14 protein-coding genes are annotated in these 22472 nt (G+C 49.7%); 10 read left to right on the top strand and 4 right to left on the bottom strand.

The annotated features are described in order from the left end of the window. Nucleotides 1–54: 54 nt before the first annotated feature. Both ST42_RS00805 and ST42_RS00800 read right to left on the bottom strand, forming a co-directional pair. Nucleotides 55–1224 (bottom strand): MalY/PatB family protein, encoded by a 1170-nt coding sequence (locus tag ST42_RS00805; protein ID WP_044071937.1) that lies wholly within the window; start codon nt 1222–1224, stop codon nt 55–57. Nucleotides 1225–1301: 77 nt separating this feature from the next. After that, nucleotides 1302–2477 carry a trans-sulfuration enzyme family protein gene (locus ST42_RS00800; protein WP_042519180.1) on the bottom strand — a complete coding sequence of 392 codons (1176 nt, stop codon included), beginning with the start codon at nt 2475–2477 and terminating at the stop codon, nt 1302–1304. Between the two features lie 381 nt (nt 2478–2858). Here ST42_RS00800 and ST42_RS00795 point away from each other — a divergent pair, with 381 nt between their 5' ends. From ST42_RS00795 to ST42_RS00755, 9 genes are all read left to right on the top strand, one after another. Further along, nucleotides 2859–3548, top strand: a complete 690-nt coding sequence (locus tag ST42_RS00795; RefSeq protein ID WP_044071891.1) for a response regulator transcription factor — start codon at nt 2859–2861, stop codon at nt 3546–3548. Nucleotides 3549–3619: 71 nt separating this feature from the next. Further along, the gene (locus ST42_RS00790; RefSeq protein ID WP_044071890.1) at nt 3620–5038 is read left to right on the top strand and encodes a sensor histidine kinase; all 1419 of its coding nucleotides are present in this window, start codon (nt 3620–3622) and stop codon (nt 5036–5038) included. Between the two features lie 206 nt (nt 5039–5244). Continuing rightward, nucleotides 5245–5952, top strand: coding sequence for an SIMPL domain-containing protein (locus ST42_RS00785; protein WP_022315854.1), 708 nt, complete (start codon nt 5245–5247; stop codon nt 5950–5952). Between the two features lie 96 nt (nt 5953–6048). Then, nucleotides 6049–6621 (top strand): GNAT family N-acetyltransferase, encoded by a 573-nt coding sequence (locus ST42_RS00780; protein WP_042519174.1) that lies wholly within the window; start codon nt 6049–6051, stop codon nt 6619–6621. 19 nt (nt 6622–6640) lie between these two features. After that, nucleotides 6641–7516, top strand: a complete 876-nt coding sequence (locus tag ST42_RS00775; RefSeq protein ID WP_022315856.1) for a helix-turn-helix transcriptional regulator — start codon at nt 6641–6643, stop codon at nt 7514–7516. A 348-nt stretch (nt 7517–7864) separates the two neighbouring features. After that, nucleotides 7865–9547, top strand: coding sequence for a SulP family inorganic anion transporter (locus ST42_RS00770; protein WP_044071889.1), 1683 nt, complete (start codon nt 7865–7867; stop codon nt 9545–9547). Nucleotides 9548–12034: 2487 nt separating this feature from the next. Further along, nucleotides 12035–13519, top strand: a complete 1485-nt coding sequence (locus ST42_RS00765; protein WP_044071887.1) for a rhamnulokinase — start codon at nt 12035–12037, stop codon at nt 13517–13519. Nucleotides 13520–13561: 42 nt separating this feature from the next. Next, nucleotides 13562–14815 (top strand): L-rhamnose isomerase, encoded by a 1254-nt coding sequence (locus ST42_RS00760; RefSeq protein ID WP_022316830.1) that lies wholly within the window; start codon nt 13562–13564, stop codon nt 14813–14815. Nucleotides 14816–14912: 97 nt separating this feature from the next. Continuing rightward, nucleotides 14913–15947: an L-rhamnose/proton symporter RhaT gene (locus ST42_RS00755; protein ID WP_044064997.1), complete on the top strand. Its 1035-nt coding sequence runs from the start codon at nt 14913–14915 to the stop codon at nt 15945–15947. Nucleotides 15948–16089: 142 nt separating this feature from the next. On the opposite strand, the gene ST42_RS00750 is transcribed toward ST42_RS00755, so the two are convergent. Together ST42_RS00750 and ST42_RS00745 are read right to left on the bottom strand one after the other, a co-directional pair. After that, nucleotides 16090–17580 carry a glycoside hydrolase family 125 protein gene (locus ST42_RS00750; protein WP_052484776.1) on the bottom strand — a complete coding sequence of 497 codons (1491 nt, stop codon included), beginning with the start codon at nt 17578–17580 and terminating at the stop codon, nt 16090–16092. An 88-nt stretch (nt 17581–17668) separates the two neighbouring features. Continuing rightward, entirely contained in the window at nt 17669–19819 is a 2151-nt protein-coding gene (locus ST42_RS00745) for a GH92 family glycosyl hydrolase (RefSeq protein ID WP_044071886.1), read from the bottom strand. Nucleotides 19820–20218: 399 nt separating this feature from the next. Here ST42_RS00745 and ST42_RS13030 point away from each other — a divergent pair, with 399 nt between their 5' ends. Beyond that, nucleotides 20219–21526, top strand: coding sequence for a helix-turn-helix domain-containing protein (locus tag ST42_RS13030; RefSeq protein WP_082028538.1), 1308 nt, complete (start codon nt 20219–20221; stop codon nt 21524–21526). The last annotated feature ends 946 nt before the right edge of the window (nt 21527–22472 follow it).

Raw genomic sequence — 22472 nt, 5'->3', positions numbered from 1 at the left:
GGGCTTGCTTGGATTTTGTTTCGTCTTTCAACCTCAATCGGGCATCAATTCATATCATCCGCAAACGGCGTCTTTCAGTTGGGAGAGTGCCTGTGTGAGGATGGCGCGCGGCGTTGCCACGTTCATTCTCATGAAGCCTTCGCCACCCTTGCCGAACATCTCTCCGTCGTTGAGGGCGAGACGTGCCTTGTTGACAAAGAGGTCGATGAGCCGGTCGTGATTGAGACCGAGCTTGCGGCAGTCGAGCCACACCAGAAATGACGCCTCCGGTCGCAATGGCCGTATCATCGGCAGATGTTCACGGCAGTAGTCTTCCACATAACGGATGTTGTCTTCCACATAAGCGAGCATCGCCCTGCGCCACTGCTCTCCTTGCTCAAAGGCGGCGATGGTGGCGATGGGCGAGAACATGGGTGCCTCGTTAAGTTCGTTGGCGGCGAGCCACGAATAGAACTTCTTCCTTATCTCTGGGTTGGGGACTATCGAATAGGAGCTGACGATGCCTGCAATGTTGAAGGTCTTCGACGGTGCTCCGAATGTGATGCTACACTGGGCAGCCTTCTCTGACGCCGTGGCAAAGGGCACGTGCTTGTTGCCCCACAGAGCCATGTCGCAGTGTATCTCGTCGGAAATGACTATGATGCCGCGGTCGTAACAGAAGTCGGCAAGGCGTGCCAGCGTCTCCCTGCCCCACACTATGCCTGCCGGGTTGTGAGGATTGGAGAGTATAAGGAGACGGCATTTCTCGTCGGCTACCTCTGCAAGGTTGTCGAAATCCATCGAATATGTGCCGTCGGCATTCTCCTTCAGCGGATTATACACCACTTCTCTGCCGTTTCCCTCTGGAGTGAGGCGGAAGGGATGGTATACCGGCGGCTGGATTATCACCTTCTCGTCGGAATTCGTAAACACGTTTATCACCATTCCGATGCCTTTCACTATGCCCGGAATGTAGCTGAACCACTCCAGCGGCACCTCCCACTGATGGTGGTCGCGTATCCATCGCTGCACGGTGGGCCAGTATTCCTTCGGCTCCACGGTGTAGCCGAAGAGTGAATGGTCGAGGCGGCGGCGCAGGGCATCGGTGATGAACTGCGGTGTCTCGAAGTCCATGTCAGCAACCCACAGAGGCAACAGGTCACCTCTGCCGTAGCGCTCCTCAAGCACCTCGTGCTTAAGGTCGCCACTGCCCGAACGGTCTATTATCTTATTGAAATCGTACATATCAAACTCTATGTGTGCTGATTTTTTGTCGTTGTCTTTATCCTCTGCCGGCAATCACCGGCAGCAAGGGGCATATATCAGCGCTCCACAGCCTGCTTGATATCCTCGAACACGTCGTCCATATCTTCCAGTCCCACTGAAATACGCACCGTAGTGTCGAGCACGTCCATCTTTCTGCGCTCCTCGTCGGAGAAGTTTCCGAAGATGGTGCTTGCCGGATGGATGGCGAGCGTGCGGTTGTCGAAGAGGTTTGTGGCACGGCGGACGAGCTTCAGATTGTTTATCATGCTGAAAGCGGCTTCCTTGCTCTCCAGGTCGATGGTCATCATCGCTCCGGCTGTCTTGCCATATTGTGCCACGGCGATATCGTGGAACGGATTGTCGGCGAGTCCAACATAGTTTACGCTCTTTATCTGTGGCAGCTCACGCAGTCTGTTGGCAAGATAGATGGTGTTCTGGCTCTGCACTCTGTAGCGGGCATCGAGGGTCTCCAGTCCGAGCGACTGCATGTATGCCACGTGGGGAGTCATGTAGGCACCGAAGTTGAAGAGCATCTCGTTCTTCATCTTGTGGCCGAATCCCTCTGCCGTGCCGTAGTCGATAATGAGTCCGCCGAGGGTGGTGGCACCGCCTGAGAGATATTTCGTGCTCGACACCACCTCGATGTCTACGCCGAGATCTTTTGCCGAGAACTGTGTGAACGGTATCACCGTGGTATCGGCAATCAATGGCACGCCATACTCATGGGCTATCGCCGAGAGAGCCTTCAGGTCTGCCACTTCCATCTGTGGGTTGGTGATAATCTCCAGGAATATGCAGCAGGTGTTGGCATCCATCTTTGAGCGCACCTCGTCGAGGTTGAGCAGATCGCAGGGACGTGCCTCAACGCCGAAGCGTGGCATCGACTCGGTGATGAGCGAGAAGGTATTGCCGAACATGTGTCGTGAGGTGACGATATTCTTGCCTGCTGCCGAGAGGGCGAGTATTGTGTTGCTAATGGCAGCCATTCCCGACGACAGCGCCATCACATTGGCGGCTCCCGTCATTGCCTTCACCTTGTCTTCGAGATACATCACCGTTGGGTTGAGTACTCTGGAATAGTCTGGTGCTATCACTTTGCCTGTGAAGGCGTCCGCCATATCGGCGGCAGTGTCAAACTCGTATGCTGCGGTGTGGTATACCGGCATGCTCAGCGACCCGTATGCGTCGCGCTGTCCAAATGGCGTGTCAATAGCCTTTGTCTGATTTTTCATCGTTTCTATTATAAGTTTGTGTTTATTTCCGAACTGCAAATTTACAGTAAAAATGACGGTTTATGACCAACACGTAATGTTTTTATACTTTTTTATAGCTCAACCCAAACTGATCATCAGAATTGTCCATCGGAACTGTATGTCAGTCGGAAACGGGACGCACTGAATACAAGCAAACCCTAACGAACGATTGGGGGAGGAATCGTCTTTTCTCGCATAACGCAATGGTTTATTCTTAAAGTTTGTTTGTGTTGCAAGCAATTTGCTTTATCTTTGCATAAGATAAGCTTTTGTGGTGTAACAATATTGTAACATCACTGTAACAATTATGAACTAGTATGAAACTACTTTTGCACCGTAACAATAAAAACTCAGGAAAAGATGGAAACGAAAAACCATATTTTAGTCGTTGACGACGAGCAGGACCTCTGCGAGATTCTGAAGTTCAATCTTGAAACGGAAGGCTACGAGGTGGACACTGCAAACTCTGCCGAAGAGGTGCTGGAGATTGGAGCGGAGAAATACGACCTGCTGCTGCTCGACGTGATGATGGGAGCGATGTCGGGATTCGCACTCGCAAAAAAACTCAAAGACGAACCGATGACGGCTAACATACCTATCATCTTCCTTACGGCAAGAGACACGGAGAACGACACGGTGACGGGATTCAACCTCGGTGCCGACGACTACATCTCAAAGCCTTTCTCCATCCGTGAGGTGCTGGTGAGAGTGCGCGCCGTGTTGAGAAGGACAAGCGATACGGGCTATGCCCCACACAACAACATCATCTCGTATCAGGGACTGGAACTCAATCTCGACAAGAAGACGGTGGCTATCGACGGCGAGGACATACCGTTCACCAAGACGGAATTTGAAATCCTGCATCTGCTGCTCGACGAGCGTGGCAGGGTGTTCTCACGTCAGGAACTCATCGACAGGGTGTGGCCAAAGGATGTGCTCGTGCTCGACCGCACGGTGGACGTGAACATCACACGACTGAGAAAGAAGATAGGACGTTTCTCCAAGTGCATCGTGACGAGACTCGGCTTCGGATATTATTTCGACGCATAGCATCATCATGCATCCGTACAATGACGGCAAGGCTGATTCCCTTGTCTACTGATAACTAACCCCCATCCACTATGTCAAGGACATCCGTAGGAAAAAAACTGTATTTCAGCGTCATCGCCGTGTTCATCGCCTTTGCCGCTGCATTCATCGTGTTCCAGCACGAGAGAGAGAAACAATACAAGATCGACATGCTCGACACCCGTCTGCAAGACTACAACGAGCGCATGGCTGAAGTGATGAGTCTCGACAAGAGCCACTCAGAAAGAGACCTCGACGAATACGTGAAGCGCCACTACAAGTCGAAAATCAGAGTGACACTGGTCGATATGAAAGGCAACGTGCTCTACGACAACAGGTTCAAGAACTACCATCAGCTCGAAAACCATCTCAACCGAAGCGAGATAAGACAGGCTCTCAACATGGGCCACGGATTCTCAATCGACCGCAAGAGCAGCACGCTCGGAGAGTCGTTCTTCTATTCGGCTACATACTTTCCACACCAGAAATTCATCATCCGCACCGCACTGCCCTACGACAACAGCCTCATCAGGACTCTGCAGACCGACCAGCACTACATCTGGTTTGCCCTCGCCGCAATGCTTATCCTAACCTTCTTGCTCTTCCGCTTCACACAGAGGCTGGGGGCCAACGTGACGAAGCTACGCACCTTTGCAAACCGTGCCGATCACAACGAGAGCCTCGAGACGGAAGACCTCATAGAGTTTCCGAACGACGAGTTGGGAGAGATTGCCGAAAAAATCATCAAGATATACAAACGCCTGCAACACACCAAGAAGGAACAGGACATACTGAAGCGACAGCTCACCCAGAACATAGCCCACGAGCTGAAGACTCCCGTAGCGAGCATACAGGGTTACCTGGAGACCATCCTCGACAATCCGAACATCAGCGAGAGCATGAAGGCGCAGTTCCTTCAGCGATGCTATGCACAGGCGCAGCGCCTCACGTCGCTGCTGCGCGACATCTCAACGCTGAACCGTCTCGACGACGCTCCCGACATGCTTACCGACTTCGACACCGTGGACATCTCGCAGATGGTGGCAAACATACAGAAGGAGACGGCGCTGCAACTCAAGGAACACTCGATGACATTCGACAACCGGCTGCCAGCCGACATACAGGTGAAGGGCAACCAATCACTGCTCTACAGCGTGTTCCGCAACCTCACCGACAATGCCATCGCCTATGCCGGCGAAGGAACCACCATCTCGCTGACTGCCGAAAAGACAAGTCAGCAGGAATGGCGTTTCACATTCTCCGACAACGGTGTCGGAGTGCCACACGAACACCTCGCACGCCTCTTCGAACGCTTCTACCGTGTTGACAAAGGACGAAGCCGCAAGATGGGAGGCACGGGGCTCGGACTCGCCATCGTGAAAAACGCCATACTCCTACACGGCGGAAGCGTCAGCGTGAAAAACGCCTTGCCGCCCAACCACGGACTGATATTCACATTCACACTGAAATGACGACGTTCCGCAAACCATATTCATACGAAGACTGAAGCCCTTACTGCCGATTGCCGCTGAAACGCGCACAATTGGCAGTCAGGACTTAAAGCTTGTGAAAAACTTTTAAATCGCTTGTGGGTGCCAGTATATTTCATATCTTTGCCAAATGACAACATATAGGAGACACGCCAAACCAATATAAACTAAATAACGGAGGAAAAATCATGAATGTAAACACAGGTATCAAGCAAGCACTGATCTTAGCCATCGGCATCATCGTGCTCGGATTTTTTGTAGACTCAGGACTTAAGAGTCTGGCTGGCAAAGACCGCAAAGTGGTAGTGAAAGGACTGGCAGAAAAGGAGGTGGAGGCAGACAAAGTGACGTGGCCTATCCTATCCAAGGAGTTGGGTGACGACCTGCCGGAACTATACCAGAAGATCAACGCCACGACAAACAAAATACGCAAATTCCTGATTGCCAACGGAGTGAAAGACAACGAGATAATCGTAAACGCACCAGTGGTGATCGACCTCAACGCCGAACGATATGGCGCCAACCAACAGCCCTACCGCTACAACATCACATCCATCATTACCGTAACTTCAAAAAACGTGAATCTCGTGCGCAGCATAATCTCCCGACAGGGCGACCTGCTGAAGCAGGGCGTCGCCATCGTTGACGGCGGCTACGAAAACCCGGTGAAATACGAATATGTGGCATTCCGCCAACTGAAACCGAAGATGATGCAGGAAGCTATAGAGAACGCGAAAGTGACCGCCGAGCAGTTTGCCAAAAACAGCGACAGCAAGATAGACAAGATAATGAATGCCGACCAGGGACAGTTCTCAATCGAAGACCGCGACTCCAACACTCCATACATCAAGAAGGTGAGGGTGGTGACCACAGTGACATACTCGCTGAAAGACTGACCGGCTGCTGAATTACGCCGCTAATCTTGCATTTTATCATTAAATTTGCTAATTTTGCCCATCATTCCCATTAACATCACAATTTTAGCAACGATTATGAAAATACAGACAGCGACAAAGAGCCAGGCTCCAATCATCTCACAACTCATTATGACGGCAATGACAGACGACTGCTGCCAGTATTTCGCCGGCGAACACCATACGCTTGCCGACTTCCGCTCCATGATGACATCGCTCGTGGAAAGGGAAGACTCCCAGTACAGCTATCTGAACACCCTCGTTGCCATCGACGACGACGGCGACGTGATGGGAGCCATCGTGGGCTACGACGGCGGAAAGCTGCATGAGCTGCGACAGGCATTCATCAACGCTGCCAAGGAATGCTTCGGCAGAGACTTCAGCCGGATGGACGACGAGACGCAAGCCGGAGAGGTGTATCTCGACAGCCTCGCCGTGATGCCCGACCACCGCGGCAAAGGCATCGCCACATCACTGCTGCGGGCAATGATAGAGAAAGCGGCAAAGGAGGGACACCCTGCCGTGGGACTGCTCGTGGACAAAGGCAACCCTAACGCCGAGAGACTGTATCTGCACGTGGGATTCGAATATGCCAACGATTCCTCGTGGGGCGGACATCCGATGCGCCACCTCGTATACAGGATAGATTAAAGAACCAAAGACACATATCATGCAGGAAAGCAAATACCTCGTGGCAAACGAGAGAGATGCGCTGTGGGGACTCACGGTGAGCACCGTGGGCTACGACAAGCTCAACCCCGGCGACCCATACCCCACCAGAGGCCACGCCGGAGGATACTACTTCGACGTGACAAGGGGACGGACGCTCGACGAATACCAGATGCTCTACCTGCTCGACGGAGAGGGCGTGTTCTGTTCCGACCACGTGAAAGACCATCCGATAAAGGCTGGCGACATCTTCCTGCTCTTCCCCAACGAATGGCACACATACCATCCGCTCGCCTCCTCCCGATGGGAGAGCTACTGGATAGGCTACAGAGGAAAGAACATGGACGACAGAGTGGAACACGGATTCCTGTCGCCCGAAAAACCGGTATACCACGTAGGCTACTGTCCTGAGATAATAAGCCTCTACGAGTCTGCCATGCAGGTGGCAAAGCGCGAGGAGGCATACTCGCAGCAGTCGCTCGCCGGCATCGTGAACAATCTCATCGGCACGATGTATGCCAGAGAGCGCAACATCATCCTGAGCCGCGACCAGGACAAGGTGGACATCATAAACAAGGCTCGTCTCATGATACGCGAGAGACTGGAAAGCCGCATCACCATACAGGAGATAGCAGACCAGCTGGGAATGGGATATTCCAACTTCCGCAAACTGTTCAAGGAGTTCACGGGCATCTCGCCGGCTCTCTACCAACAGGAGCTACGACTGCAGAGGGCACGCGAACTGCTCTCCTCTACGCCGATAAGCATCAAAGAGATAGCCTACAGGCTGAACTTCGATTCGCCCGACTATTTCTCAAGCAAGTTCAAGGCGAAAGTGGGATGCAAACCAAGCGAATACAGAGAAAAGATGGGATAAAAATTAGGATTTGTTAATATTTTGTCGTACCTTTGCGGCATGATTTACACACACAAGGAGCAGTTCTACACTAAACCCAAATCGGTCATTAGGCCGTTTAATGTATTTTTTTTTCAACTGCTTGCAGTCTTTTGTTTTTTATAAGGCGACTTTTGCTCGTTTTTAATGAGCAATAGCCCGCTATTACTCATTAAAAGCCAAACAAAATCCACTCTTCTAAAAAACAAAATCCAAGCAAGCCCTAATGACCGATTAGGGTTAAAAGTTGACGGACTGCTCCATTTTCGTTTCCTTAATTCTATTAATACGCATTAATAAATACAAATATATTCAGAATAACAATTATCGATGAACAGTAAATTAGATTTCAAGCCGCAGCTCTTCACCACACTGAGGAACTACAACAAGAAGACTCTCATGGCCGACGTCATGGCGGGCATCATCGTGGGCATCGTGGCATTGCCACTTGCCATCGCCTTCGGTATCGCATCCGGAGTGACACCAGAGAAGGGGATCATCACCGCTATCGTGGCGGGATTCATCATCTCGCTGCTCGGAGGCAGCAAGGTGCAGATTGGCGGACCTACGGGTGCCTTCATCATCATCATCTATGGCATCATCCAGCAGTATGGCTTCGAGGGGCTCACCATTGCCACTCTGATGGCAGGTGCCTTCCTCATCCTCTTCGGAGTGCTGCATCTGGGCACCATCATCAAGTTCATCCCCTACCCCATCGTCGTAGGATTCACCAGCGGTATCGCCGTCACGATTTTCACCACGCAGATAAAAGACCTCTTCGGACTGAGCATCGACAAGGTGCCGAGCGACTTCATAGAGAAGTGGTGGTGCTACATCTGCAACTTCGGAACCATAGACTGGTGGTGTGCGGCAGTGGGAATACTCAGCGTGGTGGTGATTGCCGTCACGCCTAAGTTCAGCAAGAAGATTCCGGGATCGCTCGTGGCAATCATCGTGATGACCGTGGCAGCACTGCTCCTCAAGCAGTTTGCCGGAGTGACGAGCATCGAGACCATCGGCGACCGCTTCTCAGTGAGCAACGCCATCCCCGAAGCCCACATGCCCACAATAACATGGGACACTATAAAGGAACTGGTACCCCCGGCACTGACCATCGCCGTGCTCGGCGCCATAGAGTCGCTGCTCTCGGCAACTGTTGCCGACGGTGTAATCGGCGACCACCACAACTCCAACACCGAGCTGATAGCACAGGGTGTGGCAAACCTCGCCTCGCCTATCTTCGGCGGCATACCGGCAACGGGAGCCATCGCCCGCACGATGACCAACATCAACAACGGCGGAAAATCACCTATCGCCGGCATTATCCATGCCGTGGTGCTGCTGCTCATATTCCTGTTCTTCATGCCACTGGCAAAATATATCCCTATGGCATGTCTTGCCGGAGTGCTCGTGATAGTGTCATACGGTATGTGCGGATGGCGTTCGTTCCTCTCGCTGATGAAGAATCCCAAGAGCGATGTCACCGTGCTTCTCATCACCTTCTTCCTCACCATCATCTTCGACCTCACCGTGGCTATCGAGGTTGGCCTCATCATAGCCTGTCTGCTCTTCATGAAGCGTGTGTCTGAGGTGACCGACGTAAAGTTGATAGAGAACGAAATCAATGAGGAGAGCGACATGATAAAGGGCAACCTGGAGCATCTCACCATTCCGGAGGGAGTGGAAGTGTATGAAATCAACGGTCCGTTCTTCTTCGGTGCCGGCAACCGCTTCGAGGAAATCATGGCGGCGTTCGGCGACCGCCCCAAGGTGCGCATCATAAGGATGCGTAAGGTACCCTTCGTTGACTCCACGGGTATCCACAACCTCACCAACCTCTGCGAGATGAGCCACAAGGATGGTATACAGGTGGTTCTCTCAGGTGTGAACCCTCATGTACACGCCGCCCTCGGCAAAGCAGGTTTCTACGAATCTGTCGGCGAAGAGAACATCTGCAGCCACATCAAGATTGCTCTGGACAGAGCTAAGGAGATTGTGGGAGAAAAGAAATAAGGGAACTGAAATCAGAAATAAGGATAAATAAATCTGTGAGAAATGGTGTCCATCAGCCTACGGCGATGGACACTGGTCTAAAATAAAAACACGGATTGCACGGAACACCACGGATTAATCATCACGGATTATTTTAGACTTATATTTTTGGATTTTATCTTGGATTTGCGTGGATTTGCGAGTGCTTGGGCACTCCCTTTTCCTGAAAGCATACGATAACATTCTATCGAGTACATCACCCTATCATACACCCAAAAGGAAGTGCCCAAGCACTTGCAAATCCTGCTAAATCCAAACCAAAATCCAAATCTCACTGACGAAATATCATCAAAAATGAATCCGTGAAAAGACTAATCCGTGTAAAGTCAGTGCTATCCGTGTTTCATTTTTTGATTTGTGTCCCTGCCGAAGGCTGGAGACACAACGGCAACACGGAATAAATATATCTGTGAGTGCTTAGTGTCCATCAGCCTGCGGCGATGGACACTGGTCTAAAATAAAAACACGGATTGCACGGAACACCACGGATTAATCATCACGGATTATTTTAGACTTATATTTTTGGATTTTATCTTGGATTTGCGTGGATTTGCGAGTGCTTGGGCACTCCCTTTTCCTGAAAGCATACGATAACATTCTATCGAGTACATCACCCTATCATACACCCAAAAGGAAGTGCCCAAGCACTTGCAAATCCTGCTAAATCCAAACCAAAATCCAAATCTCACTGACGAAATATCATCAAAAAATGAATCCGTGAAAAGACTAATCCGTATAAAGTCAGTGCTATCCGTGTTTCATTTTTTGATTTGTGGCCCTGCCGAAGGCCAGGGACACAACGGCAACACGGAAAAAATTATATCTATGATAATATAGTGTCCATACGCCTGCGGTGATGGACAAAAATTTAAACACAGATTTAACGGAGAACACGGATTTGGCTTTTTCACTGATTTTTTATTTGGTAAATGGTTGTTGGATTTCTATCAGGATTTTCGTGGATTCTCGAGTGCTTGGGCACTCCCTTTTCCCTAACTGATGATTCGGCTGATGATTTTTAGACAGAAACCGGGATAAGCCACGAAGTTAATGATGGAGATAAAAGAAAGGAATATTACATAGAAAATCAACATCAGCCCCCACCTAACCTCCCCCGTAGGGGAGGGACAGATACTGTTGTGTCTGATTATCAGAGTGTTATCAATATTTAGGGGTAACTTGCATCTCACTGTCTTTGACAGAATCAGAGTAACTTGTTCCTTCCCTTGGGGAAGGTTAGGATGGGTTTGAGAACGAGAGGGGGCTGATGATGATAAACGGAGTAACTTCCTCCTATTCACAACATCTGCCTCCATCTTAATCAGATCAGCCCCCACCTAACCTCCCCCGTAGGGGAGGGACAGATACTGTTTTGTCTGATTATCAGAGTGTTATCAATATTCAGGGGTAACTTGCATCTCACTGTCTTTGACAGAATCAGAGTAACTTGTTCCTTCCCTTGGGGAAGGTTAGGATGGGTTTGAAAACGAGAGGGGGCTGATGATGATAAACGGAGTAACTTCCTCCTATTCACAACATCTGACTCCATCTTAATCATATCAGCCCCCACCTAACCTCCCCCGTAGGGGAGGGACAGATACTGTTGCGTCTGATTATCAGAGTGTTATCAATATTCAGGGGTAACTTGCATCTCACTGTCTTTGACAGAATCAGAGTAACTTGTTCCTTCCCTTGGGGAAGGTTAGGATGGGTTTGAGAACGAGAGGGGGCTGAAGTTCATTGGCAGAAAGGAACATCCTATAAAGTTCATTGGCAGAAGGGAACATCCTATAACCACAATACATCGCAAGGCATATCAAAAAAGGAAGTGCCATGCACTCATTTTTCTTCTAAAGAAGTGTCATAGTATCATTCTCCGTCTATCCAGAGCATTTAAAATACTACAAGCCAACAGGTTAAAGCAATGATACTTTTCTGAATGTTTTACATAAAAGTATCATTGATATATCACAGATGTATCATGCCGTTTTGCACCACCTGAAATCCCCCCACACCGTGGGGAATGAAACCCCACATTAGGGGGTTCTGTTCCCCACGCCGTGGGGGAAATATCTGACCTATAGCTTACCATTGGGAATCGGCACATTCAGAAGTTACAAATCTTATTCTTGCAATTACCAAAAGTTTCAGATTAAATCGCAAATAATCGGGTTTTGCAAACACCAAAAACAAGTATCTTTGCATAAGATAAGCTACGGCTCGGGATAAGAAATGAATACATTCATTTCATTCTCCTCTCGCCTTGCAATATCTTTGCAAAAAATAGGCTGCATCTCAGCATAGCGTCCAAGCAAGCTTGACGCTCTGCATTCGATTTGCACTATCTTTGCCCTCAAAAACCACCTATGCCGAAAACCTGTCATGACATGGCTGCCGGCATCACGAACCTACTAATTCAAACTGACCGAAAATAACATAATCAAACAAATGGACAACAACAAATATTTCTTTGCCGTGGACCTGGGTGCCACAAGCGGAAGGACTATCATCGGAACACTTGCCGAAGGCAAAGTGCAACTGGAGGAACTCACACGGTTTGACAACTCGCTGATTGAAACGGGAGGTCACTTCTATTGGGACATCTTCGCACTATACAACGAAATCATCAAGGGACTGAAACTCGTGGCTAAGCGACAGCTGCCGATAACGAGCATCGGTATCGACACCTGGGGAGTGGACTTCGTGTGCATAGGAGAAGACAACGCCATACTGCGCAACCCTATCGCCTACCGCGACCCATTCACTTTCGAGGCTATGGACGAATATTTCAGCAAATGCGTAGACAAGAAGCGTGTGTATGAAACTACGGGAATCCAATTCATGAACTTCAACTCCCTCTTCCAGCTATATGCCATGAGAAGGGAGAACAATGTGGCGCTCGCCAATGCGAAGAAGATTCTCTTCGTGCCCGACGCCCTGTCGTGGATGCTCACAGGAAAGGCTGTCTGCGAATACACCATCGCTTCGACAAGCCAGATGCTGAATCCACGCACAAAAGACCTCGAACCGGAACTGCTCAAGAGCGTGGGACTGACAAGGGAGAAGTTCGGAATGATGGTGAACCCGGGCACGTGTATAGGCACGCTGACAAAGGAGGTGCAGAAGATGACGGGACTGGGAGCGATACCGGTGATTGCCGTGGCAGGACACGACACGGGAAGCGCCGTGGCTGCCGTGCCGGCAAAGAACGAACAGTTTGCCTATCTCAGTTCGGGAACATGGAGTCTGATGGGAATAGAGACTGAAGACGCCATAATAAACGAGGTGTCGTATGAAAGGAACTTCACCAACGAGGGCGGCATAGAGGGCACCACACGATTCCTGAAGAACATCTGCGGAATGTGGCTGCTGGAGAGATGCCGCAAGGAATGGGGAGAGGACGCTCCCCGCGACTACGCCATACTGACCGCCGAGGCAATGGCTACGAAACCGTTTCAGAGCATCATAAACCCTGACGACAAGATGTTTGCCAACCCAGCCGACATGCAGGAAGCGATAAAGGAATACTGCCGGGAAACGGGACAGCACGTGCCGGAAGGCTACGCCGAGACATGCCGCTGCATATTCGAGAGTCTCGCACTGAGATACCGCGAGGTGTTCGGATATCTCAGAGAGATGGCGGCGTTCCCCATCAACACCCTGCATATCATTGGCGGAGGATCGCTGAACAGGCAGCTCAACCAGTTTACGGCAAATGCCACGGGAGTGGAGGTGCTCGCCGGACCGCAGGAATGCACCGCTCTGGGCAACATCATGATACAGGCGAAGGCGGCAGGCGAAGTGAACGACATTTTCGACATGCGCAGCATCATTGCCGACAGCGTGGTGATGAACCGCTTCGTGCCTGAAGACAAGGAGCTTTGGGACGAGGCTTACGGAAAATATCTGGAGATAAAGAAGAGGAAAGGTTAATGAGGAAACTAAAAAAACAACAACTATAAAAACCTAAAGAATATGAAAACAGAACAAATCACAAAAGCCTATGAAATGGCAAAAGAGCGCTATGCCGCTCTGGGTGTAGATACCGACAAGGCTATCGAAACTCTCGAAAACACTCCTATATCCCTGCATTGCTGGCAGGCTGACGACGTGGTCGGCTTCGAGCGCAACGTGGCAGCTTCAGGCGGTATTCAGACTACTGGAAACTATCCTGGAAAGGCACGCAACATAGACGAACTGCGTCAGGACATTGAGAAGGTGGACTCGCTGCTGGCCGGTAAGTTCCGTCTGAACCTGCATGAGACTTACGGTGAGTTCGGAGGAAAATTCGTTGACCGCGACGAAGTGGGAGTGGAACACTTCGAAGGATGGATGCAGTGGGCGAAGGAGCACAATATGAAGCTCGACTTCAACTCCACATCATTCTCGCATCCTAAGAGCGGCAGCCTGACGCTCGCCAATCCTGACAAGGAGATACGCGACTTCTGGATTGAGCACACAAAGCGCTGCCGCCGTATCGCCGACGCTATGGGTAAATTCCAGAACGACCCTTGTATCATGAATATATGGGTGCACGACGGAAGCAAGGACCTCACCGTGAACAAGCTGCGCTACCGCGAAATCCTCAAGCAGAGCCTCGACGAGATATTGGCTGAAGACCTGCCGGGAATGAAGTCGTGTCTGGAAGCAAAGCTGTTCGGTATCGGACTGGAGGCTTATACCGTGGGCTCAAACTATTTCTATACCGGCTATTGCGCCAAGAACAACGTGATGTATACTCTCGACACCGGCCACTACGAACCGACAGAGAACGTCTCTGACGCCATCTCAGCATTGCTGCTCTACGTGCCGGAGCTGATGCTCCACGTGTCGCGCCCTATGCACTGGGATTCTGACCACGTGACACTCTTCGACGACAACACCCGCAACCTCTTCTCTGAGATTGTACGCGCCAACGCTCTCGACCGCGCACATATCGGTCTCGACTATTTCGACGCATCTATAAACCGCATCGGAGCATACATCATCGGAGTGCGCGCTGCCCAAAAGTCGCTGCTCTCGGCTCTGCTCGAACCAACGGCAACTCTGCGCCAGTATGAGGACGAGGGCAAACTGTTCCAGCGTCTGGCTCTGCTCGAAGAGGCAAAGACACTGCCTTTCGGAGCCGTTTACGACTACTTCAACATGAAGAACAGCGTGCCTGTGGGCGAGGAGTATTTCGCTGACGTGGAAAAATACGAGAATGAGGTGCTCGCAAAGAGAAACTAAGAGAACAGATTTTCGATATCAAGCAATAATATAGCCGGAGCACCAAGGGGAACAACCGATTTCCCTGGCGCTCCGGCTTTGTCACAAACAGGATATTATGGAAATTATCATCGGACTTCTCATCATTGCCATCGGCGCATTCTGCCAGTCGAGCTGCTATGTGCCGATAAACAAGATAAAGAGCTGGAGCTGGGAGTCGTATTGGCTGGTGCAGGGCATTTTCGCATGGATAGTGTTCCCGCTGATGGGAGCGCTGCTCGCCGTGCCGGAAGGTCACTCGATAACGGAACTGATTGTCAACGGAAGCAGCTTCGATATATGGATGACGGTGCTGTTCGGAGCACTATGGGGAGTGGGCGGACTGACTTTCGGACTCTCGATGCGCTATCTCGGAGTGGCGCTCGGACAGAGCATAGCCCTCGGAACATGTGCTGGACTGGGAACCATCATGGGACCCGTGCTCCTGAACATCTTCTTCCCTGAAGAGGATGCGCTGAGCAGACTGACCTTCGCCGTGATTCTGGGCGTGGTGGTGACGCTGGCTGGCATCGCCATAATCGGTGTGGCAGGCTCTATGAAGGCGGCATCGCTATCTGAAGAGGAAAAGAAGGCAGCGGTGAAGGACTTCAACTTTCCGAAGGGACTCGCCATAGCCCTGCTCGCCGGATTCATGAGCGGATGCTTCAACGTGGGACTGGAATTCGGAAAGGGGATAAACTTCGGCGACCTCACTCCCGACATGTATAAGACGCTGCCTGCCACATTGCTCGTCACACTGGGCGGATTCATCACTAACGCTGCATACTGCTTCTTCCAGAATGCTAAGAACAAGACATGGGGCGACTATTCCAAGAGTGGGGTGCTGGCAAACAACATCGTGTTCTGTGCGCTGGCTGGCGCATTGTGGTACAGCCAGTTCTTCGGTCTGTCGCTGGGCAAGGGATTCCTGACCGCATCCGACACGCTGATGACTCTCTCCTTCTGCATACTGATGGCGCTCAACGTGGTGTTCTCTAACGTGTGGGGCATCATACTGAAGGAATGGAAAGGGTGTTCGAAGAAGACCATCGTAGTGCTGATAGTGGGCATCGTGGTGCTCATCATCTCTTCGTTCCTGCCACAATTGGTATAAACTCCAAACGGTCATCAGACCGTTCTATTATAATGATCCAATGAAAGTTGGGGACTTAAAGCAATCGGTCATCAAGGCTTGCATAGAAGTGCAAGCCTTGATGACCGATTTTTATTGATCAATTTCTTATGAGAGTTGGGGGTTAAAGACTATTCAGAAGGTCTGCCTTTCCGTCGTTGATGAGCTTTATCACGAGCTCTCCGAAGAGGGTGTTCTGCCATGCGAACCAGGCGCGGGTGTAGCGTGAGGCGTCGTCTTTGTGGAACGACTCATGGATGAAGCCCGTACCGGCGTCGGTCTGAAGCAGCGTCTGCATACACCAGCGTATCTCTTCGTCGTCTTTCGCCGTGAAACATTTCATCATGACAGACATCGGCCATGGCATGTCGTAGCCGATATGCGGACCGCCGATACCTGCTCCTGCCTTGCCGCTGAAGAAGCAGGGGTTGTCGGCGCTCCACACAAAGCGGCGGGTGTTCTGATAAATAGGGTCATCGATGTCTACATCGCCCATATATCCCATACCGAGGAGCGACGGCACATTGGCATCGTCCATCAGGAGACGGTTGCCGAAACCGTCCACCTCATAAGCGTATATCTTGCCGTATTTCGGATGGTCGTAAACGGCATATTTCTGCAGGGCAGCCTTCACTTCGGCTGCCAGTTCGCTGCATCTCTTTGCCATCAGGAGGATTTCCGTCTTTCGGCTGCCATACGCCTTGCCTGCACAATGGTGCAGGATTTCAGCTGCCTTGTTCATAGAAGACACCGCCATGAAATTTGACGGCACGAGGAACGGCAGGATGGTGGCATCGTCTGACGGACGGAACATGGAGGCTATCAGCCCTACCGGTTTCACCGGCGCCCCATAGCCGTCCCATCCCAGGGTGTCGAAGGCGCGGTCGGTCATACGGGTAAACGTGTATGGACCACGGTTCTCCTTACGCTGCTGCTCGATGAAGGTGGCGAGGATATTGTCTATCGCCCTCAGCCAGTCTTCACCGAAGATACTGTCGTCGCCGGTCACCTTCCAATATTCGTAGGCAAGGCGGATGGGATAGCAGAATGAGTCTATCTCGTATTTGCGTTCAAACACTTCGGGGGGCATCTCCGTGTTGTCCTTATGCCAGCCGGCTCCCGTAGGCCCGTCGTTATAGGCATTGGCGTAGCGGTCGATGTTTATACACTTCATCTGTCGGAGTATGACGCCACGAAGCATCTTCTTCAGATTGTCGTCCTTATTGGCAAGGGCGACATAGGGCCACACCTGGGCTCCTGAATCGCGGAGCCACATCGCCGGGATGTCGCCGGTATACACGAAGGTGTCGTCGTCGCCATTGGGGAGCACACGATAATGAACGGTGCTCTCAAGGGTATTGGGGAAGCAGTTGGCAAACATCCATGCCAACTTGGGATTCTTCTTCAGGATTTTCTGAACCTCACGGATTTTCTTCTCGACGGCGGTTGAGGTGAAGAGGCGCTCGTCAACGGGCGGACGCTTCGATTCATATTTTCCTTTTACTGGAGCAACCACCTTGGTATAGCGTGAGTGCACGTCGACGGTGGCGTTCTCTTGTGCCGTCATCGTGGCTGTGGCTGCGAGGAAGGCTATGGTAAACAGGGTCTGTTTCATGATTGTGGTATTATTCTTGTTTTGAAATTGTTTGCGTGATAAGGATTATCTCCAAAAGGCAATCAGGCTGTCTGATTACCGGTTGGGGCTATGGACGGTCGGCAGACTTAGTTCCCCATGCCGATGGCTTGTTGCCCATCTGCAGTTCGAGCACTCCGCCTTTACGGATGTCGTCGTATAGGATATATGACTTGGTGTATCGCTTGCCGTTGAGCTTGGCTGACTGCACATAGATATTCTCCTTGCTGTTGTCTGTGGCTACGATGGTGAATGTCTTGCCGCCGGAGACTTGCATCGTGGCTTTGTTGAAGAGCGGCGAACCGATGATGTATCTACCGCCGGCGGGCTCCACCTGATAGAGGCCCATGGATGACAGGATATACCATGCTGACATCTGTCCCACGTCTTCGTTGCCACACAGACCGTCGGGGTCGTCACGATACAGCTCCGTCATGGTCTGGCGCAGCAGACGGGCCCCTTTCCATGGCTGACCCACATAGTTATACATATACAGCACCTGATGGCTCGGCTCGTTGCCATGGGCATACTGTCCGATGAGTCCGGTGATGTCGGGAGATGCGCCGGCTCCGAGATCTCCGGTCACGATGAAGAGTGAGTCGAGTTTCTGGGTGAAACGCCGTTCGCTGCCGAAGAGCTTCACAAGTCCGTGCACATCATGGGGTACAAGCCATGTATACTGCCATGCGTTGCCCTCGGTATAGTCGTCCTGACGATGGTCGGCGGAGAAGGGATTGAATGGTTCACGGAACTTGCCGTCGGTACCGATGCCGCGCATGAAGGTGGTTTCGGGATCGAAATACTTGCGGTAGCTCATGGCGCGGTCGCCGAAATATTTCGCATCGGCTTTCTTTCCCAAGAGGCGTGCCACCTTTGCCACACACCAGTCGGCAAGGGCATATTCCAATCCCTTGGCTACGGTCTCCCTGTTGGCGTCTTTGTCGTAGGGCAGATAACCGTATTTTTTCAGCAGGTCAAGTCCGCGCTCATCTTTCAGAGCTGACTGTTTCATGGCTTCGTAGGCTCCTTCTTTGTCGGCTACATATCCTTTCAGCACCAGGTCGGCAAGCACGGGAATTGCCGGATTGCCCACCATACAGTCTGTCTCATTGCCCATCAGATGCCATACGGGGAGTTTGCCCTGCTGACGGTAGATGTTGACGAACGTCTTGGCTATGTCGGGCAGCATGTCGGTGTGTATCAGCGTCATAAGAGGATGGGCTGCCCGATATGTGTCCCAAAGGGAGAGAGTGGTATAGTTGGTGAAATCACCCTGATGCACCTCGCCGTCGGCACCGCGATACTGGCCGTTGACATCCGAGAATACCGAAGGGGCTGTCATGGTGTGATACATGGCAGTATAGAAAATGCGACGATACGTGGCATCGGCGGTTTCTATCCTGACCTTTGAGAGTTCGTCGTTCCATGCCTTGTCGGCATCTGCCACTACCTTGCGGAAATCCCATCCGGGAATCTCTTTATGCAGGTTTTCTGCCGCATTGTCGACGCTGACGGCAGACATGCCTACCTTTATCATCAATGGCTGGGACACGTCGGCTGCCGTCAGAAGCCATCTGCCGCTGTCAAGCGGTTCTATGCTGACTGTCTGGGAGAATTCCGCAGAGAAGAACACCTTCTGGTTCTTTGCCCAACCTGTGGAATGACGATGGCCGGAGATTGTCGTATCAGTGATGCGGTCGAGGGCATAGTCTGCAGGCTTGTCGTAACCTATACCTTGATGAAGGTCGAGAACAAGCTGTGCTTTCGCCATGTCAGCACCGAAGGTATAGCGGTGGAAACCGGCACGCCGGGTGGCTGTCAACTCTACCCACACATTGGGCCGCTCGAGTTTCAGGGCGTAATAGCCGGGGCGCACGCTCTCATTGCTGTGATGGAAGACTATCTCTTCTTGACCGGCATCAGCGACGGGAAGGAAAGCCACATCGCCAAGATCGCCTACGCCGGTGCCGCTAAGATGCTGATGGCCGAAACCTATCAGCACAGAATCGGAGTCGTGGTAGCCGGAACACCAGTCCCAACCGCGGGTGTGCTCTGTGGGACCGAGCTGGACATAACCGAAGGGCACGTTGGCACCAAGAAATACATGTCCGTGTCCGCCGGTGCCGATTCGGGGATTCACGTATTGTGTGAGATTGTCTTGTGCGAAACCGCAAAAAAATGCACCTATCGCAAGCAATAAGGTAAAGATTGAATGCTTCATATTATATATTAAGGTGTGTTTCCAAAGACTGCCCGAAACGGGTCGTCGGATAATATTCGGTATAAAAGTATGAATAAATCACGACACGGACAAGAATTTCGACGAATAATCAATAAAAGTGAAGCAAAAAAACATGCTGAGTGAGGGAAGAAAAAGAAATTGCGTACCAAGTTATTATTTTACTGTTACTAACCAAAGGAATCAAAACCAGAACAAGCCTTGACTAAAGACTGGGAAGATGTGACAAATGAAGGGGGAACGCGACAACAAGGATGAGAAAAAAAAGGGGAAAAGAGCAGAAAGAAGAAAAGAATTTGTATTTTTGTACTTGAAATTGAATCATGCTTTGAAGCAAGACAAAAGCGAGACTTATACCTTAAACAGTAAAACTTGGCTGATATGGAAATGATTTTAACTCCAACTTTCAATATGTTGGGCTATACGGCATACGTGATAAGCAGCACGGCATTCATCATATTGGGTATATTCCTGATGTCGCTGAGAGTGATGGAAAAGGAAATGGCCGCCTGCTACAAATCACCAAGGGCCTGCATCGCATGGACGTCACTTGTAATCGGCGTGCTTCAGATGTGCAATGCCACATTGATAGCAAAAGGTATCGACTATGACGTGTTGACATCATTCGCCTACCCTCTGACATACTATATCCAACTGTATCTGCTGACAACATCTATTCTGACAATGACCATTGCAGACCAGAAGAAGGTGGACATAAAAAACATGACCTGCCTGCCGATTGTGGCATTGACACTGATTTACCTTGTATATTTCATCGTGAACAGAGAAACGGAGTTCAATATCGGATCTTATGAACTGTTCACCAATACTCTCCCTGCCAAGATAATAAAATACATTCTGCTTGTAGCCATATTCTCTATCTACCTGGTATACTCCGCAATGATATACTTCGAAATAAGAAGGTTTAGAGATAGTGTGGAAAAGGACGAAGAGCTCAGCAAACGCATCAGGACGAAGCCGATGATAAAGATTGCCAAGATGACCATTGCATACGTAACGATTTTAGGTTGTGTAATATTCTTCGAGGCAATAACCGGGAAACACCTTAGCAACAGTGCGAATATAGTATTCGTGTTTGTCCATACAGCTATATTCGTATCAAATGGTGGCATCATAGTCAACATATCGCTGAGATATATGAAAGAAACTGGTTATCTTGAAGCCAAAAGGAATGCAGAAAACACAAGACTAAAGGCTATAAGCATAAAGGATATAGAAAACCTATTGTTGAAGAATGAAGCGAACAAGGATAGTACAACAAACGAAATAATCCATTCGCATGCAAGAAAAACGAATAAGGAAGAAAAGAAGAAGGAGCCTGAGGCAATAGAAGCCACAGTGAGAAGCTGGATGAGACTACCGTCAAAGCCATACTGCCGTGAGGGACTGGCACTGAGAGAAGCCGCTGCTGAAATGGGAATCGACCAACGGTTGCTGAGCGGCTTCATAAACAATATGTATAGAATGAACTTCAATGCATGGATAAACATGCTGCGCATAGAGGAAGTGAAGCGGTTGATAAGTCAAAGACCGGAAATGACTCTGGTAGATATAGCTGCCCATACTGGTTTTACGGACTCTTCTGCCATGTCAAAGGTATTCAAGAAGTCTGAAAGCATAACGCCGTCGCAATACAAGCAGGAGCATAAGAGGCGCAGAAGAAAATAATTCACTTTGTACACTCATCTGAAACGGCTATCAGACCGTTGGGGGGGGAATATTCGTTATATACGAAAATCCATCTTTCAGACACGACAAAGCAACAGAAACCAAGGACACAAAACCATTTTTCAAGCAATCTCATAAATATTAGTGTAACATATTTATTAATCATTCAAAAACGATTAAGCCAAAATGTTACAATGTCATATATCACATATCTGCCTTAAATTCAAGCACTTCCCAACATCTCACCCTCAAATGTCAGCCAGAGGTTCAAAGAAACATTTGTATTAAATCAACAAAATATTACATCGGATGCGACACATTAGTAAATTTATATCATATTTTTACTAACTCGAATTAATTCCCTTTTATTACCTTTGCAGCGCAATCAAATAAATGATGCATTGAAGAGACAATAAATATCTCCTTGAAATATTAAATATGTAAGAACAATAAAGAATAGGGCTCCGCATCAACAGAACGATGTGGGGCACTATTAAAAAAAAGAAGAAGATAAAGGCAATAAGCAAGAACAAAAGCTAGCAAGAAAGCAAAAAGAAAGCAAAAAGGAGAGATGACAATATAGAATAATACAACTTTGATTAAGTCAAATAATAAAATATATAGATTCAATCATCATTTTTAAATTGTCAAAAGCTGAACTTCACTAAAGCAATATCTACAGTTTTTAGGACTAAAGCAAAAAACAAGAAAGTATAAAAGAATTAAGATAAAAATACAATTATCAAGATAAAGAAAAAAGGAACCGTTTGTCCAGAATGTATGGAGGCCCCGAAAACACGGAGCATCTGAAGAATTGTGGATGGAATGGTTGAAAAGATTTAGCATATAGGAATTTATTAATGTAGCATGAAATAAATATAGCAAAACACAAAAAGTAAAGAATTGTACCAAAAATAAATAAGTCTTCAAAGACGTCTGTGTATAG

Origin of the sequence: Prevotella pectinovora, assembly GCF_000834015.1 — a bacterium.
In the GTDB taxonomy this organism is placed as follows: Bacteria; Bacteroidota; Bacteroidia; order Bacteroidales; family Bacteroidaceae; genus Prevotella; species Prevotella pectinovora.
This window is presented reverse-complemented; position numbering and strand designations above follow the sequence as displayed.

Coding starts and splice junctions, on each gene's coding strand:
- ST42_RS00765 (WP_044071887.1), top strand. CDS start 12,035: ATGGACAACAACAAATATTTCTTTGCCGTGGACCTGGGTGCCACAAGC.
- ST42_RS00785 (WP_022315854.1), top strand. CDS start 5,245: ATGAATGTAAACACAGGTATCAAGCAAGCACTGATCTTAGCCATCGGC.
- ST42_RS00780 (WP_042519174.1), top strand. CDS start 6,049: ATGAAAATACAGACAGCGACAAAGAGCCAGGCTCCAATCATCTCACAA.
- ST42_RS00805 (WP_044071937.1), bottom strand. CDS start 1,224: ATGTACGATTTCAATAAGATAATAGACCGTTCGGGCAGTGGCGACCTT.
- ST42_RS00755 (WP_044064997.1), top strand. CDS start 14,913: ATGGAAATTATCATCGGACTTCTCATCATTGCCATCGGCGCATTCTGC.
- ST42_RS00800 (WP_042519180.1), bottom strand. CDS start 2,477: ATGAAAAATCAGACAAAGGCTATTGACACGCCATTTGGACAGCGCGAC.
- ST42_RS00770 (WP_044071889.1), top strand. CDS start 7,865: ATGAACAGTAAATTAGATTTCAAGCCGCAGCTCTTCACCACACTGAGG.
- ST42_RS00745 (WP_044071886.1), bottom strand. CDS start 19,819: ATGAAGCATTCAATCTTTACCTTATTGCTTGCGATAGGTGCATTTTTT.
- ST42_RS00775 (WP_022315856.1), top strand. CDS start 6,641: ATGCAGGAAAGCAAATACCTCGTGGCAAACGAGAGAGATGCGCTGTGG.
- ST42_RS13030 (WP_082028538.1), top strand. CDS start 20,219: ATGGAAATGATTTTAACTCCAACTTTCAATATGTTGGGCTATACGGCA.
- ST42_RS00790 (WP_044071890.1), top strand. CDS start 3,620: ATGTCAAGGACATCCGTAGGAAAAAAACTGTATTTCAGCGTCATCGCC.
- ST42_RS00750 (WP_052484776.1), bottom strand. CDS start 17,580: ATGAAACAGACCCTGTTTACCATAGCCTTCCTCGCAGCCACAGCCACG.
- ST42_RS00795 (WP_044071891.1), top strand. CDS start 2,859: ATGGAAACGAAAAACCATATTTTAGTCGTTGACGACGAGCAGGACCTC.
- ST42_RS00760 (WP_022316830.1), top strand. CDS start 13,562: ATGAAAACAGAACAAATCACAAAAGCCTATGAAATGGCAAAAGAGCGC.